This window comes from Methylocystis rosea SV97 (assembly GCF_000372845.1).
GTDB lineage: Bacteria > Pseudomonadota > Alphaproteobacteria > Rhizobiales > Beijerinckiaceae > Methylocystis > Methylocystis rosea.
The window spans coordinates 2430604-2444737 of the sequence record NZ_KB889963.1; the positions used below are offsets into that span (position 1 = coordinate 2430604).

At 60.6% G+C, this 14134-nt stretch carries 14 protein-coding genes; 12 read left to right on the top strand and 2 right to left on the bottom strand.

From position 1 onward, the window contains the following. Positions 1-179 precede the first annotated feature (179 nt). The 7 genes from A3OO_RS0112730 to A3OO_RS0112760 all read left to right on the top strand — a co-directional run bounded on the left by A3OO_RS0112730 (position 180) and on the right by A3OO_RS0112760 (position 7000). Positions 180-704: a hypothetical protein gene (locus A3OO_RS0112730; protein ID WP_018408223.1), complete on the top strand. Its 525-nt coding sequence runs from the start codon at positions 180-182 to the stop codon at positions 702-704. A 139-nt stretch (positions 705-843) separates the two neighbouring features. Then, positions 844-2052: an ABC transporter permease gene (locus tag A3OO_RS0112735; RefSeq protein ID WP_018408224.1), complete on the top strand. Its 1209-nt coding sequence runs from the start codon at positions 844-846 to the stop codon at positions 2050-2052. Continuing rightward, positions 2049-2777 (top strand): ABC transporter ATP-binding protein, encoded by a 729-nt coding sequence (locus A3OO_RS21665; RefSeq protein WP_018408225.1) that lies wholly within the window; start codon positions 2049-2051, stop codon positions 2775-2777. The genes A3OO_RS0112735 and A3OO_RS21665 overlap by 4 nt, the downstream gene beginning before the upstream one ends. Next, on the top strand, positions 2777-3895 hold the full coding sequence (locus A3OO_RS21670) for an HlyD family secretion protein (protein ID WP_018408226.1): 1119 nt from the start codon (positions 2777-2779) through the stop codon (positions 3893-3895). Before A3OO_RS21665 ends, A3OO_RS21670 begins: the two co-directional genes overlap by 1 nt. A gap of 170 nt (positions 3896-4065) precedes the next feature. Next, on the top strand, positions 4066-4719 hold the full coding sequence (locus A3OO_RS0112750; protein WP_018408227.1) for a class I SAM-dependent methyltransferase: 654 nt from the start codon (positions 4066-4068) through the stop codon (positions 4717-4719). A gap of 134 nt (positions 4720-4853) precedes the next feature. After that, positions 4854-5990, top strand: a complete 1137-nt coding sequence (locus tag A3OO_RS21675) for an NAD(P)/FAD-dependent oxidoreductase (RefSeq protein WP_018408228.1) — start codon at positions 4854-4856, stop codon at positions 5988-5990. 356 nt (positions 5991-6346) lie between these two features. Continuing rightward, positions 6347-7000, top strand: coding sequence for a hypothetical protein (locus A3OO_RS0112760; protein ID WP_018408229.1), 654 nt, complete (start codon positions 6347-6349; stop codon positions 6998-7000). Between the two features lie 39 nt (positions 7001-7039). On the opposite strand, the gene A3OO_RS0112765 is transcribed toward A3OO_RS0112760, so the two are convergent. Then, positions 7040-8449: a TolC family outer membrane protein gene (locus A3OO_RS0112765; protein WP_026222947.1), complete on the bottom strand. Its 1410-nt coding sequence runs from the start codon at positions 8447-8449 to the stop codon at positions 7040-7042. Positions 8450-9486: 1037 nt separating this feature from the next. Between A3OO_RS0112765 and A3OO_RS0112775 the strand changes: the two genes are divergently transcribed. Beyond that, positions 9487-10155 carry a methyltransferase family protein gene (locus A3OO_RS0112775; protein ID WP_018408232.1) on the top strand — a complete coding sequence of 223 codons (669 nt, stop codon included), beginning with the start codon at positions 9487-9489 and terminating at the stop codon, positions 10153-10155. 58 nt (positions 10156-10213) lie between these two features. Next, positions 10214-10573 carry a protease inhibitor I42 family protein gene (locus A3OO_RS0112780; RefSeq protein ID WP_018408233.1) on the top strand — a complete coding sequence of 120 codons (360 nt, stop codon included), beginning with the start codon at positions 10214-10216 and terminating at the stop codon, positions 10571-10573. A gap of 114 nt (positions 10574-10687) precedes the next feature. On the opposite strand, the gene A3OO_RS0112790 is transcribed toward A3OO_RS0112780, so the two are convergent. Further along, positions 10688-11557: a methyltransferase domain-containing protein gene (locus A3OO_RS0112790; protein WP_018408234.1), complete on the bottom strand. Its 870-nt coding sequence runs from the start codon at positions 11555-11557 to the stop codon at positions 10688-10690. 344 nt (positions 11558-11901) lie between these two features. Here A3OO_RS0112790 and A3OO_RS0112795 point away from each other — a divergent pair, with 344 nt between their 5' ends. From A3OO_RS0112795 to proC, 3 genes are all read left to right on the top strand, one after another. Beyond that, positions 11902-12396: a L,D-transpeptidase gene (locus tag A3OO_RS0112795; protein WP_018408235.1), complete on the top strand. Its 495-nt coding sequence runs from the start codon at positions 11902-11904 to the stop codon at positions 12394-12396. Positions 12397-12753: 357 nt separating this feature from the next. Further along, positions 12754-13257, top strand: coding sequence for a type III secretion system chaperone family protein (locus A3OO_RS0112805; protein WP_018408237.1), 504 nt, complete (start codon positions 12754-12756; stop codon positions 13255-13257). Next, a complete protein-coding gene (proC, locus tag A3OO_RS0112810; protein ID WP_018408238.1) occupies positions 13254-14075 on the top strand; it encodes a pyrroline-5-carboxylate reductase in 822 nt (273 codons plus the stop codon). Before A3OO_RS0112805 ends, proC begins: the two co-directional genes overlap by 4 nt. The last annotated feature ends 59 nt before the right edge of the window (positions 14076-14134 follow it).

The window sequence follows — 14134 nt, forward strand, 5'->3', positions numbered from 1 at the left end:
CGTTGTATCAAAGGAATCATGATGTCCGGCCTGCAGAGCAAGCGTACTGATGTTTTCGTTCTCCGGAGCGTTGTGTGGCGGCGTCATCCGATAAGACGATGCGCGTTTAGCGGAAATTCGCTGGAATCGTGGGAACGGTTTTGGACGAATGTTGTTACTCCTCTAGCGGAGGGACTGTGATGTATTTCCTTCCTGATCAAGATCTAAAAATCGAATGGGTTCGCAAGGACGAAAGTTGTCCGCACGAGGGCCATTCCTGGTACGGAAGTCGATACTGCTACTTCGAGATCGATCGTAGCGAGTGCGACTCGGCGATAGACGTTTGCCCTGTCTACGTTCTCTATTCAATGACCGGCGAAACGCTGATCAACGAGCTTGCACGGCGCAAGGCGTCTGAACTGAGAGTGGCGCCGGCAACCGACGCCGTCAGTGAAATCGAGCGCTTGACGAGCGGCGAAGTCAGACATCGCTCGGACGAGATGCAGTTTATCGGACGCTTCATCATGCGCTCGATCGAGGACGCCTGGGACGATCGTACGAATGACCAAGCTATGTCGACATGGACAAGATTGGCGTCAATGGCGCCATCGTGGAGATTCGGCTTCAGGCGAAGAAAGATCCAAGTCAATCGTGACGCCATACGGCTGACGAAGGACGCCGCTGAAGTCTTAGAGACCAGAGAAGCGGCGAGCCGGCTGCGGTAGGTTCATTGAGGCGCTAGGACGCAGTCCGTCGGCTGCGTCATCCGATGTTGCGAGCGGAGAGAATATGGCGCCTGGCGCTGCGCGCAGTCACCGGCAAGGTGCGCTTGAAGAACTAGAATAGCTGCGGGAGCCTTTCGAAATGTCGCTAGGAAAAGAAATTGGCCTCGCCACGAGACAATTTGGCGGACGCAGCGGCGTTGCATGGATGCGTCCGAGTCTGACGCTTCTCATCGCTTGGCGAAACCTCGTCCACGATCGTGTCCGTTTCGCTGTGACGATCGTCGGAATCGCCTTCTCGACAATCCTCGTCGGCATTCAGTTGGGCATGCTCCTTAATTTTCTTCACACGACGTCGACCGTCGTGGACCATGCCGGCGCGGATCTTTGGGTCGCCGCGCATGGCGTTCCCAGCGTCGATCTTGCAACGCCGATCGACGGCAGACGCAGATTCCAGTCGCTGGCGGTGGAAGGCGTCGCCGTCGCCGAGCCTTATCTTCTGCATTTCGGCTTTTGGAAGCGCGCCGACGGGATACGGCAGATTGTCATCCTCATTGGCGTCGAACCGGGCGCCGAGATGGGCTTGCCGCTGACTTTGCCCGCCGGGCAAAGCTTCCGAGAGGCGCTATCCAGCCCCGATGGGATTATCATCGATCGACTCTACGCCGAAAAGCTTGGTGTCACCGGACTCAATCAACTTGTTGAAATTAATGATCGCCGGGCGCGGGTCGTCGGCTTTACGGACGGGATAAGAACATTCACGCAATCGCCCTATGTCTTTACCTCGCTACGTAACGCGCGATCGCTGCTGGGTCGAACAGACAATCTCATCACTTACGTGTTGATCCGGCTCGCCCCCGGTCAGGATCCGGCTACGGTGATCGAGAGACTGTCCGCCCGAATGCCAGACGTCGACGTAATGACCTCGCGGGAATTTGCGGCCAATAGCCAGAAATACTGGCTTCTGACCACGGGTGCGGGCATTTCGATCATCTGCTCTTCGCTGCTTGCGCTTTTTGTTGGCGTCGTGATCGTCGCACAAACGCTCTACGCTAGCACCATGGATCGTCTTCCCGAATACGCAGTCATTCGTGCTATGGGCGGGCCGCGATGGTATCTCTACAAGATCGTCATTGAACAGGCGGTGATCGGTGGTCTGATCGGAAGCGTCGTCGGGATCGGCGCCGTGGCGGTGCTTGTGTATCTCGGCCGGAACATGAGTTCGCCGCCGCTTTTCCCAGCTTGGCTTGCTGTTGGCATCGGCGCCGTCACCGTGCTGATGTGCGTCGGCGCCTCGCTGGTGTCGATCAGCAAGATCACATCAATTGATCCAGTGAAGGTGTTCAGATGAAACGCGCCGTCATCAGCGCCTCTGGCGTCAGTCATTCCTTCGACACCGGACCGACGCCGGTCACCGTGCTTCGGGACATCGACGTTGAGGTTTACGCCGGCGAGTTGCTGATGCTTGTGGGACCGTCGGGCAGCGGTAAGACGACGCTGCTCCATATTCTGGGTCGGCTGCTCAGCCCTTCGAGCGGAGTGGTGATGCTTTATGGAAAAAACACGCAGGCGCTCGGCGAAGAGGAGCTCGCAGCGCTGCGGCTGAAATATTTTGGCTTCATTTTTCAAGCCTACAATCTGTTCCCCGTGCTGACCGCCACGGAAAACGTGATGGTGATGCTCGATCTTCTCGGAGTGTCCCGGCAGATTGCTCGGGAGCGCGCGCGCGAACTCCTGAAATCGGTGGGCTTAGGTCAGCGGCTCGATTCCTTTCCCTCTCAATTGAGTAGCGGCCAGAGACAGCGCGTCGCGATCGCGCGCGCTCTGGCCGGCGATCCCAAGATCCTGATGGCCGACGAACCGACTGCCGCGCTGGACGCAGAAAGCGGACTTCGCGCCATTGAGCTTTTGCAGATGCTTGCGCATCAGCAGGAGCGAGCGGTGGTCATCGTCACCCATGATCCGCGCATTCTTCAATTCGGGGATCGGGTGATACATCTCGAAGATGGACAAATCGCCGAGCGTTTGGCGACGCCGCGTGGTCCATCTCCCCTACACGCAATGGGAGCCTTGTGATGAAAATGTCGTCACGCGTCGTCGCAATTCTGACTTTCCTCGGCCTGGCTGCGCTGGGCCTCTTTCTCTTTCAGTCGATCGAGAGCACGCAGTCAACCGCTCGCGCCACAACGTCGCTCGCCAGTCTTGCGCAGCATGTCGCCGCCGCGCCGGGAATGGTGGAGCCTGAAGGCGAGGAGCGAGAAATCTCCGCGCAAGCGACAGGCGTCATCCGCGAGATGCGGGTCGAGGAGAACGATGAGGTGGCGGCCGGTCAGATCATCGCGGCGCTCGATAATACCGAGCAGGTCGCTCGACTGGAGTCCGCGCGCGCCGCGCTTGCGCTGCGGCAGGCCGAACTTGAGCGCCTCACCAATGGCGCGCGCGCCGAGGAGCGCCGAGAGGCGAAGGATGCTCTGATGGAGGCAGACGCAGCGCTCGATTTGGCGCGACGCGAACATGAGCGACGGCTGCCGCTCACTAAGAGCGGCGTTTCGCCCCAAGCGGCGCTTGATCAGGCCACGTCCCACTGGAACGTCAACAAGGCGCGGCGCGCGGCGATCGCGGAAAGGCTCGCGATGCTCGAGGCTCCGCCGCGCGCGGAAGATCTCGCGGCGGCGCGCGCGCGGGTGCGGCTCGCGGAGGCGGATGTGGCTCTGTCGGAAGCGCTTTTGGAAAAGACGCTGGTGCGGTCGCCGATCGCGGGTACGATCCTGCGTCGCTCTCGCGTCGCCGGCGAAGCCGTGACGCACGTGCCGCCGACGCCGATCGCCATCGTCGGCAATGTTCGCGGTCTGCGCGTGCGCGCGGACGTCGATGAGACCGACGTCGGAAAAATCGTCGCCGGGCAGCGCGTCGAGGTCACTGCGGACGCGTTCCCAAATCAGAAATTCGGCGGACGAGTTTTCCGCGTGTCGTCCAGAATGGGCTCCAAGATGGTTCAGACCGGTCGGCCGACCGATCGCGTCGACGCCAAGGCGCTGCAGGTGCTTATAGATCTCGACCCCGGCGTGAAATTGCCCGTCGGGCTGCGCGTTGACGCTTATTTTTTGGTCCACCCGCTCTCGGCGCAGACAGGTTGGCTCCAACCAATGAAGGCGCAAAAATCCGCGGGGCGATTCGCCATAGCGCGCGACTGACGGAGCGCGAGGAGTCGCGCGAATTGATTGGCTAATTCTAGATAACGCCCAGGCGGGCGCCGGAATTATCCTAACAGGGCTATCAGAAGGAGAGCGCCAAAATGGCTAAGCTCGCTCGCGCAGTATATCCTGAACTTTTGGATTCTCTTCCATGCGACGATCCCCGAGCAATGCAGTCGCGCCGCGACCTGCAGCGCGTCAACAGCTGGATGTTGCAGACCAAGATTATGGCGACGATGCTTTCCCGCCATTTCGACAGGACGCCGAAAACTATTCTCGATCTCGGCTCCGGCGACGGTGCATTGATGCTCGGCGTCGCAAATCGCCTGGCGCCGAAGTGGCAAGGCGTGACGGTGCGCCTGCTCGACCAACAGGACATTCTATCGGACGAGACGCGCCAAGCCTTTGAAGCGATCGGATGGCGGGTGGAGAGCGTCGTCGCAGACGTCTTCGATTACCTTTCGCATGACGCCGCGACGACGGACATCATCTCAGCAAATCTGTTTCTGCATCATTTTGAAAACCCCGACCTCGCCCGCTTGCTTGAATTGGCGGCGGCGCGCACGACGCTGTTCGTAGCATGCGAACCCCGTCGCGATCGCTTTTCGCTCATGGCGAGCAGCCTGGTCTGGGTCATCGGCTGCAACGACATCACGCAATGGGATGCGAAGACGAGCGTGCGCGCCGGCTTCAACAACCGCGATCTATCGAAGCTGTGGCCAGATCAGGATGACTGGGTTCTCGACGAGAGCCCCGCAAGGCCATTTACGCACTGCTTCGCGGCGCGGCAGTCGAATTCCGCCCCAGGCGACACGCCTTCGTAAGCCGTCGCTCTCGCGAGCGGCTGGCTTGGGCCCATCGACGCAACAATCGCTTCAACAGACGGTGAGGAGCCCCCAAAGGACAAACCGGTCACTCCGGAATTGCTTCGCGAAGAGGTAGAATGAGGAGTCGTATCGTGACGGAAGCAAGCGTGATCATCGGCGGCGGCGTCGCTGGAGCTACGGCGGCCCTTGCTTTATCCCGCGCGGGTCGGCGCGTCGATCTCTATGAGCGCTCGTCGTCGGCCAGTCATAAGATTTGCGGCGAGTTCATGAGCCGTGAGGTCAGCGCGAATTTGCGATCTCTTGGCGTAGACCCGGTGGATCTGGGCGCTCGACCGATCAACCGTGTGCGATTGGTTCGGGGAAATCGCAGCGTGGACCAACCGCTGCCTTTTCCGGCTCTGGCGCTATCGAGAAAAATCCTCGACGAGGCTCTCCTCGAACATGCGACGTCCTGCGGCGTGAACGTCATTCGCGGCAAGGCGGCGCGACGCATCGAGCAATCGGATGACGGCGGCTTCGAAGTGTCCTTCGGCTCCGGAGATAGCGCGCCGGCTCGCGCGATTTTTCTTGCGAGTGGCAAGCACGATTTGCGTGGCGTCAAGCGCGCTGCGCCTGGGCGCCAAAGCGATTATCTTGCTTTGAAAATGTATTACCGTTTCAACAAGAAAAAGACTGAGCATCTGCGGTGGGTGACGGAGCTCATTCTCCTCAAGGAATGCTATCTCGGGCTAATGCTTGTCGAAGACGATCGCGTCAATTTGTGTTTCGTGATCAGCGAAGACCGCTTCGCCGAAGGAGGGGGAACCTGGCAAGGTGTTCTGCAGCAATTCAGCAGCGAGTCGGGCTACGTAGCGGCTTACTTGGAGGGCGCCGTGCCTTTGCTGGATCGCCCGCTTGCGATCAGCCGCATTCCTTATGGTTTTGTACACAATCCGTCCCCTGCGGACCCGCCGGGCCTGTGGCGGCTTGGAGATCAGATTGCGGTGATCCCTTCTTTCACCGGCGACGGGATGGGCATGGCGAGCTGCAGCGCAGTTCTGGCGGCCAACATGTTTCTCGAAGGCGCGACCTCGCATGAGTTTCATGACCGCTTCAGTAAGATCGTTAGAAAGCAAATGCGCGTTTCAAAGCCGTTGAACAGCATGTTCTTCAGACATTCGGTTGGCCAGGACGCCCTTATATGGCTCGCCTCGCAGTTTCCTAGCGGCGTCCGCGCGATCGCGCGCGCGACGCGCGTTCCCGAACAGGCGATGCCGCGTATCGACTAAGTCCATATTCCCACCGAGCCACGTTTATGGCTGCTAAAAAGACACAAGCCTCTTCTCCAAATCAACCGACCAGACTCGCCGCGCATCATGCGGTTGAAGGTCGGCCATTAACGGCGTTTACAGATCAAGTATCAACTTGTACAAATAAACGCATGAGCCAAGAAGCGCCCGATGCGATGGTCTCGGGCTAGGCGCGTCATTTCAACAACGGAACTCTCGAACGCTACTGCGGTCTGCCCCAGCGAGATGAATGTGAGATGGCCCAACGATAACGTTTTCGGCGCGGCGCTTGACTGACCCGACTTTTTCCCTGGTCTCCCTTGAATCGACAGCTTGTTTCAGCAAGGAGATCGATAATGATACTCTTGAGCCGGATTTTCGATCAGGAAACCCAGATGAACTCGAGCCGCTCGATACGACAGACGCGGTTCATGGTTCTTCTGCTGTCTGTTGTGATCTTCTCAGGCGTGCAGGACGCCCAGGCTCAGTCCCTCAAACGCGATCTGCGGGGCTTTTCGCTCGGCATGTCCAAGGATGAAGCGGCGAGACTCGCGCGGTCGCAATGCAACAACTTCGGAAAGGTCTCGTTTCATGGCGGCATGCGCGCCGAGGAGTTCTTCGCATCGTCATCTGAATATGGGAAACAGTTCTCCTGCAGATTTGAGGACGGCTCCATCGTCAACTATGCGCTCACCCCGCGGACCGGCAAGGTCTACAGGCTGAACGGCGTGTTCCTGTCACCGATGACCTGTCCGGAGCTTCTCGATTTCATCATCGAAGAATTCAAAGTGAGCGAAAAATATTCCAAATACCATCCAAAGCCCAAAGCCGAGCGCGACTGCCAGGGATGGGCGTGGCAATCCGGGCCGAGCTACGATTTGAAAGTCTGGCTCAACGAGCCCGACGCCACGCGATTCAACGTGAGCTTGATGGACAGCGAAGTTGTCCGGCAGAATGAGGCCTCGGCCGAGGATCCCGAAAAACAGTCGGGCGTCAAACCTCGCTTGTAGGTTCAGGCGTTGCTCGTCGCGGCGCCGCGCCGCGCATGTTCATCGATCAGGCGTATCGGTTCCGTACCATTTGTATTTGACCTGCTCGAAATGAACGACAGGGTCGTAGCGCACGACATTGAGATTGAGCGTCTCGGCCGTCAGTCTGCCGATCGCGGCTAAAATCGCGTATGAGGCAACGACACGGTCCCTTTGGGAAATGACCAGATTGGCGCGCGCATTGAGCAAAGTCTGCTGAGCGTTCAACACGTCGAGCGTCGTGCGCTGCCCCACCTGCGCCTCGTCCCGAACGCCTTTGAGAGCGAGTTCGGCCGCCTTCACCGTCGCCTGATCCGATCTGATCTGCGATCTGGCCGTGTCCAGCAGACCATAGCTCGAGACAACGTTAGCACGAACGCGGTCGCGCTGTGCGTCGGCGTTGAGGCGCGCCTTGCCGAGCACCTCTTTCGCCTTACGGATCGAGGAATACTCCCCTCCTCCCTGGTAGAGGGGGACATTGAGCGCGCCGTTGACGCCCGCCGAAAATTGCCGCGAGCCGGGCAGTCCAAGGAAAGAGTCATACTGCTGGGATACTTGCGCATTGACCGACAGCGTGGGCAAAAGCGCGCCCTCGGCGACTTTCACCGCCGACTCCGCGGTGTCCACCCGATGTAAGGCCGCGACGATGGCGGGATGTTCGACAAGCGCGACGTCAATCGCATCCCTCACTGATTTGGGCAACATCCGCTCAACCGATGGGGCCGGCTCGAGACGTTTCGGCTCCACACCGATTATCTGCCGGTAAACGGCGGCGCTGCTTTTCAGTTGCGCCTCGGCGGCAAAATATTCTGAGCGCGCATGGGAGACGGAGGCTTCGCTTTGCGACACGTCGGTATTCGTCACGTCACCGGATTGATAGCGCTTCTGCGTATCGTGCAACTGTAGATCGAGCACGGCGATGTTGCTCTTGCGCAGCGATAGGATCGCCGCGTCGCGCATCACGTCCATGAAAGCGGTCGCGCCGCTGCGCAATATCTCCTGCTCAGAAAGCCGCATCAGGGCGCGCGACTCGAATACGCTCGACTCGGCGCGGCGCACCGAATTCTCCGTGCGACCGCCATCAAAGACATTTTGCGAGACGTTCAGCGTGGCCCCACGCGGATATCCCGTATATTCATCAGTAAGCGGGATGCGCTGATTGATCACCGGCAGTCGCACTGGAATCCTGAGGTTCGAGCGCTGCGCGCCGACGCTTGCCTGAATATTGGCGTTGGGACGCAGTCCGGACCAGGCGCTCGAGACGTCTTCGTCACGCGCACGCACGTCGGCGCGTTGCTCGTTTAGGTCCGGGTTACCCGCATAAGCCCGAGCGAGCGCAGAGGAAATTGTTTCGGCTGAGACATCGCTTGCGCTTGCCAACGCGAGGCCTGCCCCTGCCGCTACGACTGTAAGCGCGCCGAACGATTTCATGGAATCCCACTCTCTCGCTCCAGCGCGAAGCGTACCGCTCAACGCCGGAATGAGCCTTCCAGGCTCTTACGCCGCTTTGAAAATTGGGAGCGAATGCGTGGGCGCAGCAGATCTGATCCCGTTCACTCGTCACAATCATGATATCTTTGCGTATAGCGGTAATTGTAACAGCAGCAACGCATCACAGGAAGATGAGTAACGTTGATCAGTCGACATTTATTGTTGACGTGGCAAAAATGACACAGCGCTTGCTCCGGACTTGAGCTCCTTTTCATAAAAAACTGATTTGGTTAATTTCAAAAGGGGTTTAATGACAAAATTTATTGGAGAGAATTATTTGGGCGGCGATGCCTATTCTTTGAGCAGCGACCCCAATCCGACGCAAAGCCTCCGCAAGCAGATCGGCGCCGAGCATCTTGCCGGTTCGCGGTTCACGGCTAGACGCCCGATTATTGAACGGGGATGGCGTCGGGGGCGTTGCGGCGGGGCTTGCCGGGCGCGGCAGCGCGCTCGACCGAGCCGGCCGAGAGGCAATCGATCTAGTCAGATAGCTAGGCTCTTGGCGGTCGCGTGTCAGTGTCCGGGGAGGCGATACGCGTCGCTCGCGCAGTTTGCTTGAGCGGCCGATGGACGAAAAAATGTCGGACGGAAAGGCACGAATGGAGGATCACCGCTCGAGAGAAATATGTTTGCTTTCCCAGATTGCGGGCCGCGCTAGTTACCGACTCATTCTAACTTCTCTCAATTTAAAGGAGTTTGTTATGCGTAATCTTCTCATCCTCGCGATCGCCGCGTGCATTGGCGGCGGCGTTATCACTTCCGCGGCGAGCGCACGCCCCGTGACGACGGACGAGTGCCTCGCGCGCGGGCTTTGCGCTTACGTCAGCCCGAAAGGTCGCGTGACATGCGGAAAATGCCCAGGCCAGGTAAAGTCAGTCGGGTTCGCCACGCGCAGCCAGGCTGCGAAGCACCGCAAGTAAGTTGATCCTTTCGCTGGTCCCGTGCGTCGCTCGGGGATCGACCAATAAGTTGGACCCATGATTTCCATGCGTCCGCTGCTGATCCGCGCGCTGGCCGTGGCGCTGTCCATCGGCCTTTATCTCGCGCTGGCGATCCTTGGCGCCGGCGGGGTTGACGCCTACTTCGCCAATTCGGCGCGGACGGCGCTTGTCGTCGTCACGCTCGCGCTCGGAGTCGCGTCGCTCTTCGTCGGCGGCAATCTCAGCTCTGGCCAGCGGGAAGACCGCGGCAATCGGTGGGTGATCCCGACCTTTCTCGTCATCGGGCTTCTCGGCGCCTATCTGCCTGCCTGGGCCGATCGGCAGGGACTGTGGAGATTGGACGGAGACGCCGTGCGGTGGCTCGGCGTCGCTCTGCTCGCCGCAGGCGGAGCATTGCGTCTGTGGCCGGTCGCCGTGCTCGGGCGCCGCTTCAGTGGCCTTGTCGCCATTCAGCCTGGACACGAACTCGTCACCACGGGACTTTACAGCCGCATCAGACATCCAAGCTATCTCGGCCTGTTGATCTCGGCGCTTGGCTGGGGGCTGGCGTTCAATACGGCGGTGGGCGTCGTCCTGGCGCTGGCGAATATTCCGCCGCTCGTCGCGCGGATGAACGCCGAGGAACGCCTGTTGAGTTCGGAGTTCCGCGCGGCCTATGAGGCCTATCGCGCACGTACGGCGCGGCTCATTCCGGGCGTATATTAAGCTGCGCGACTGCGCCCGCAGCTTCACTACGGATCGCCAACGCGGCAAAGGGAAACTCATGAAGCGTCTGCTGTCGCGCTTGCTGCTATTCAGCCTTTTCGTCGCGCTGCCGGCGCAAGCCAGCGACGTCATAAAGCTCGCGCCGGGCGGCAGCGCGATTTTTTCGCTGCAGGAGAATATGACGACCGGCTATTCCTGGCGCATCGATCCGGCTGCGAGCCGTGATCTCGACATTCTGTCGATTTCGGACGGCGGCCGCAGCGGCGGGCGGCGACGCATGGTCGGCAGCCCCAGCGTGCGTCATTGGAAAATTCGCGCGCTCAAACCCGGACATGCCGAAATCGTCTTCGCCTATCAGCGCCCATGGGAGCCTGCGCCCGTTAAAACCCGCAGCGTCGAGGTGGAGGTCGCGCCTTAGAGCAGGTTCCGAAAAAGTTGACAGACTTTTTCGATGAGAATCTGCTCCAAAATTTTGATGTTGAGCGATTCCTTATCGATCACATGATTCCATGTGATCGGGAAGCGCTCGAGTTCAGGATTCGCTCTCGCGCGGGAATTTCATCGCGTCTTCGAGACTCATCATGGCCGAGCCGGGCTTCGCCGGCTTTTGCTGGCTCTCATGCGGCGCCCAGCCCGACGCCCAGACGATTTCGAAGCTCGCGCGCACGCGTCCATCGGGGTCCGAGAAGCGCTCGGCGTAGATTTGCGCCGCGCGCGCAACCACGTCGCGCCGCAGGGGTTTGCGAGACCGTTTGACAAGGACGTTGGCGGCGCCCATCGCGCGCAAATCCTTCATCAGCCCCAAGATTGACTCATAGCGCAGCGTGAAGCTGTCGATGTCGGCGACGGGCAGGGCGAAGCCCGCGCGCTGCAGCAGCCCGCCCATGTCGCGCACGTCGACGAAAGGCGATACGCGGGGACTCGCCCCGCCGGTGATTTCTTCTTCGGCCTGCGCCAAGGCGGCGCGAAGCTCGACAAGACTGGCGCCGCCGGCGAGGCAGGCGAGGAAGAGTCCGTCCGGCGCAAGTATGCGTCTCGCTTGCGCCAGCGCGCCCGGCAGATCGTTCACCCACTGCAGCGACATGCCGGAGACGATCAGATCGAATGAGCCCTGCGCGAAGGGCGGAGCTTCTTCGTCAGCGATGACGTCGCCGGCATGGCCGCTCGCGCGCAAAGGCCGCGCACGGCCGCTCGCGACGACGGCTTGCGCGAAATGCGCGCTCGGCGAGCCGAGATCGAGCGCGCGCGGAAATTCGCGCTTCACCGTCAGCAGGCGATCGAGCAGATCGTCGGCGGCGCGCGTCATCAGGAAATCCGGCGCGCCTTTCGACATGGCGCGGCGCAAGCGCCGCCGCAGCAGCGCGCGATCAAAAATCTTCGGCGGTCCGACTGTCTCGCTCATGCCTTATTACCGCGCCCGCGCCAGTTACCCTGCAAGTGCGCAAAGCGCATGAATTTCGACGAAAGGATGGCGCAATCTTGAAGCGATGATCTGAAGCGAAGCGGTCGCGACGATAGAACATCCCAAATTATCTTAACGTTAAGCCATAACCTGAAAACGCGAAACGTTTCGACAAGATCATGGCCAAAGTTAGACTGCCGCCATTCGAGAAGTCGCTGTCGAGGCTTCAACACGTAGGGTGTAGCGTCATGCGTAATCTATTTGCTTTTTTGCGTCGATCCCACACCGCCAAGTCAACCGGAACGTCAGCTGGAACGTCAATCGGAACGCTTCAGTCAGTTTTGATGGCGACAGTTGTCGGCCTTGGCGTCGCCGCGCTTCCGCAGGACGCGAACGCGCGCAACATCGTCTCTTTCTCTCCCCACGTCGCTCCCGGCACGGTCGTGATCAGCGCCAGCCAGCGAAGGCTGTTCTATGTTGTCGATACAGGAGTCGCCATCAGCTACCCCGTGGCCGTCCCCAAGCGCGGCAAGGAATGGTCGGGCGCGACGTCCATCGAGGGAAAATATGTCAATCCCGACTGGGTTCCGCCAGCGGTAGTGAAAGCCGACCACCCGGAACTGCCGAATTTCATTCGTGGCGGCTCGCCGCGCAACCCGATGGGCGTGCGCGCTTTGACGCTCAGCAGCGGCGAAGTGGCGATTCACGGCACGACCCAGAGGATGCGCGCTTCAATCGGCACGGCCGCCTCCTACGGCTGCATTCGAATGTTGAACGAGGACGTTTCCGACCTCTACGATCGCGTCGACGTGGGATCGCCGGTCATGATGACGCGCTAGCCCAGGCGATCCATCAAATAATCGCAAGCCTCGCCCGCGAACGTGCGGACGAGGCTCTTTCGTTCTCCGCGCGATTCGTCTTTTATCCAGAGCTTTTTTTTGGCGCGCGTGGCTGTGGAAGAGGGCAGCCGCGGCATGGACGCAGACACGCGAATCCCGCAGTCTCCGCCTCGAACACAGTCTGACGATCGCTTTTTTGGCGTCCTAGTTCTTGTGTGGAGTATAGTGATCGCAAGAGATGATTCGACTTTGAATCAATCGCTTGAAAAGGAGGCACCCTCACGCAAAGCTCCACGACGCATCGTCGCCTGTCTTTTAGTCGCCGCGTTATGCTGACATTGAGAAAAAGGTTGGCACATGCTGATCGCAACGGAAAAAGAAACGGAACGCGCTGAACATCCGGTGGATGTTGTGGAGCAACTGGCGGCCACCAATGATTGGTCCTTCGATCGAGACGATGAAGACGAGATTTCCATTTCCGTCGCCGGAGCTTGGACGGAATATCACGTCGCCTTTACTTGGCTTCCGCAGCTCGAAACGCTGCACGTCAGTTGCGCTTTCGATCTCAAGGCGCCCGAACGGAGGCGCGGTGAACTGATGTCGCTCGTCAATGCGATCAACGAGCAGATGTGGATCGGGCACTTCGACTTCTGGCCGAAGGAGGGGGTCGCGATGCACCGTCATGGCCTCATCCTGACGGGAGGGGCGCAGCCCTCGGCGACGCAATGCGCGGCCTTGCTCGACAACGCGCTTCAGGCGTGTGAGCGGCATTATCAAGCCTTTCAATTCGTGCTCTGGGCCGGAAAGAACGCCAGGGAAGCGCTCGCCACCGCCAATTTCGAGACGAAAGGCGAGGCGTGACCGACGCGGGCGAGCTGCGCGGAAAGTCGGTCGCTCTGATCGGCGCCGGAAACATGGGTCTGGCGCTACTCGAAGGCTGGGCCGCGCAGGATCTGCTGGGAGCAGCGTCAATCGTCGAGCCGCAGCCGTCGCCGCGGCTCCAGGAGCTGTGCGCCGCGAAGGGCTACGCGCTGAACGGCGCCGCTGCTCCTTGCGACGCCGTGGTTCTCGCCGTCAAGCCGCAGGCGTTCGATGCGGGTGCCGCGGCCGCGTCCCCTTTCGTGGCGCGCGGCGCCATTGTCGTGTCGATCCTCGCCGGCAAGCGCATCGCGGACCTCGCCGCGCGCCTGCCGACGCAAGCCGTCGTGCGCGCGATGCCAAATACGCCGGCGGCGATCGGGCGCGGCGTCACCGGCGCCTACGCCAGCGCAACGACGAGCGCCGCTCAGCGCGCGCTCGCCGACGCATTGCTTAGCGCCGTCGGCGGCGTCGAGTGGGTCGATGACGAGGCGCTCATCGACGTCGTGACGGCGGTTTCCGGCTCGGGTCCCGCTTATGTCTTCTATTTCGCCGAGTGCCTCGCCGCCGCCGGCGCCGAAGCCGGTCTGCCGGCCGCCCTCGCGGCGCGGCTCGCCCGAGCGACGGTCGAAGGCGCCGGCGAACTGATGCGCCGACAGCCCGAGACAGGCCCCGACGAATTGCGCCGGCGCGTGACGTCGCCAGGCGGCACGACGGCGGCGGCGCTCGAGGTTCTTGAAGCGCCGGAGGACGGCCTCGCCGCGCTGATGCGCCGCGCCGTAGCTGCGGCGAAGCGCCGGGCAGGGGAACTTTCCGGTTGAGACGGCGCGCGCCTTGTCCCGCGGCCCGGCGACAATAGAATACTGACTAGAAAATTCCT

What these genes read in the sequence shown, in the direction of transcription:
- A3OO_RS0112750 (WP_018408227.1), top strand. Translation starts at nt 4,066, where the DNA reads ATGCAGTCGCGCCGCGACCTGCAGCGCGTCAACAGCTGGATGTTGCAG.
- A3OO_RS0112760 (WP_018408229.1), top strand. Translation starts at nt 6,347, where the DNA reads ATGATACTCTTGAGCCGGATTTTCGATCAGGAAACCCAGATGAACTCG.
- A3OO_RS0112730 (WP_018408223.1), top strand. Translation starts at nt 180, where the DNA reads ATGTATTTCCTTCCTGATCAAGATCTAAAAATCGAATGGGTTCGCAAG.
- A3OO_RS0112765 (WP_026222947.1), bottom strand. Translation starts at nt 8,449, where the DNA reads ATGAAATCGTTCGGCGCGCTTACAGTCGTAGCGGCAGGGGCAGGCCTC.
- A3OO_RS21665 (WP_018408225.1), top strand. Translation starts at nt 2,049, where the DNA reads ATGAAACGCGCCGTCATCAGCGCCTCTGGCGTCAGTCATTCCTTCGAC.
- A3OO_RS0112735 (WP_018408224.1), top strand. Translation starts at nt 844, where the DNA reads ATGTCGCTAGGAAAAGAAATTGGCCTCGCCACGAGACAATTTGGCGGA.
- A3OO_RS0112805 (WP_018408237.1), top strand. Translation starts at nt 12,754, where the DNA reads ATGCTGATCGCAACGGAAAAAGAAACGGAACGCGCTGAACATCCGGTG.
- A3OO_RS0112775 (WP_018408232.1), top strand. Translation starts at nt 9,487, where the DNA reads ATGATTTCCATGCGTCCGCTGCTGATCCGCGCGCTGGCCGTGGCGCTG.
- A3OO_RS21670 (WP_018408226.1), top strand. Translation starts at nt 2,777, where the DNA reads ATGAAAATGTCGTCACGCGTCGTCGCAATTCTGACTTTCCTCGGCCTG.
- A3OO_RS0112790 (WP_018408234.1), bottom strand. Translation starts at nt 11,557, where the DNA reads ATGAGCGAGACAGTCGGACCGCCGAAGATTTTTGATCGCGCGCTGCTG.
- A3OO_RS0112795 (WP_018408235.1), top strand. Translation starts at nt 11,902, where the DNA reads ATGGCGACAGTTGTCGGCCTTGGCGTCGCCGCGCTTCCGCAGGACGCG.
- A3OO_RS0112780 (WP_018408233.1), top strand. Translation starts at nt 10,214, where the DNA reads ATGAAGCGTCTGCTGTCGCGCTTGCTGCTATTCAGCCTTTTCGTCGCG.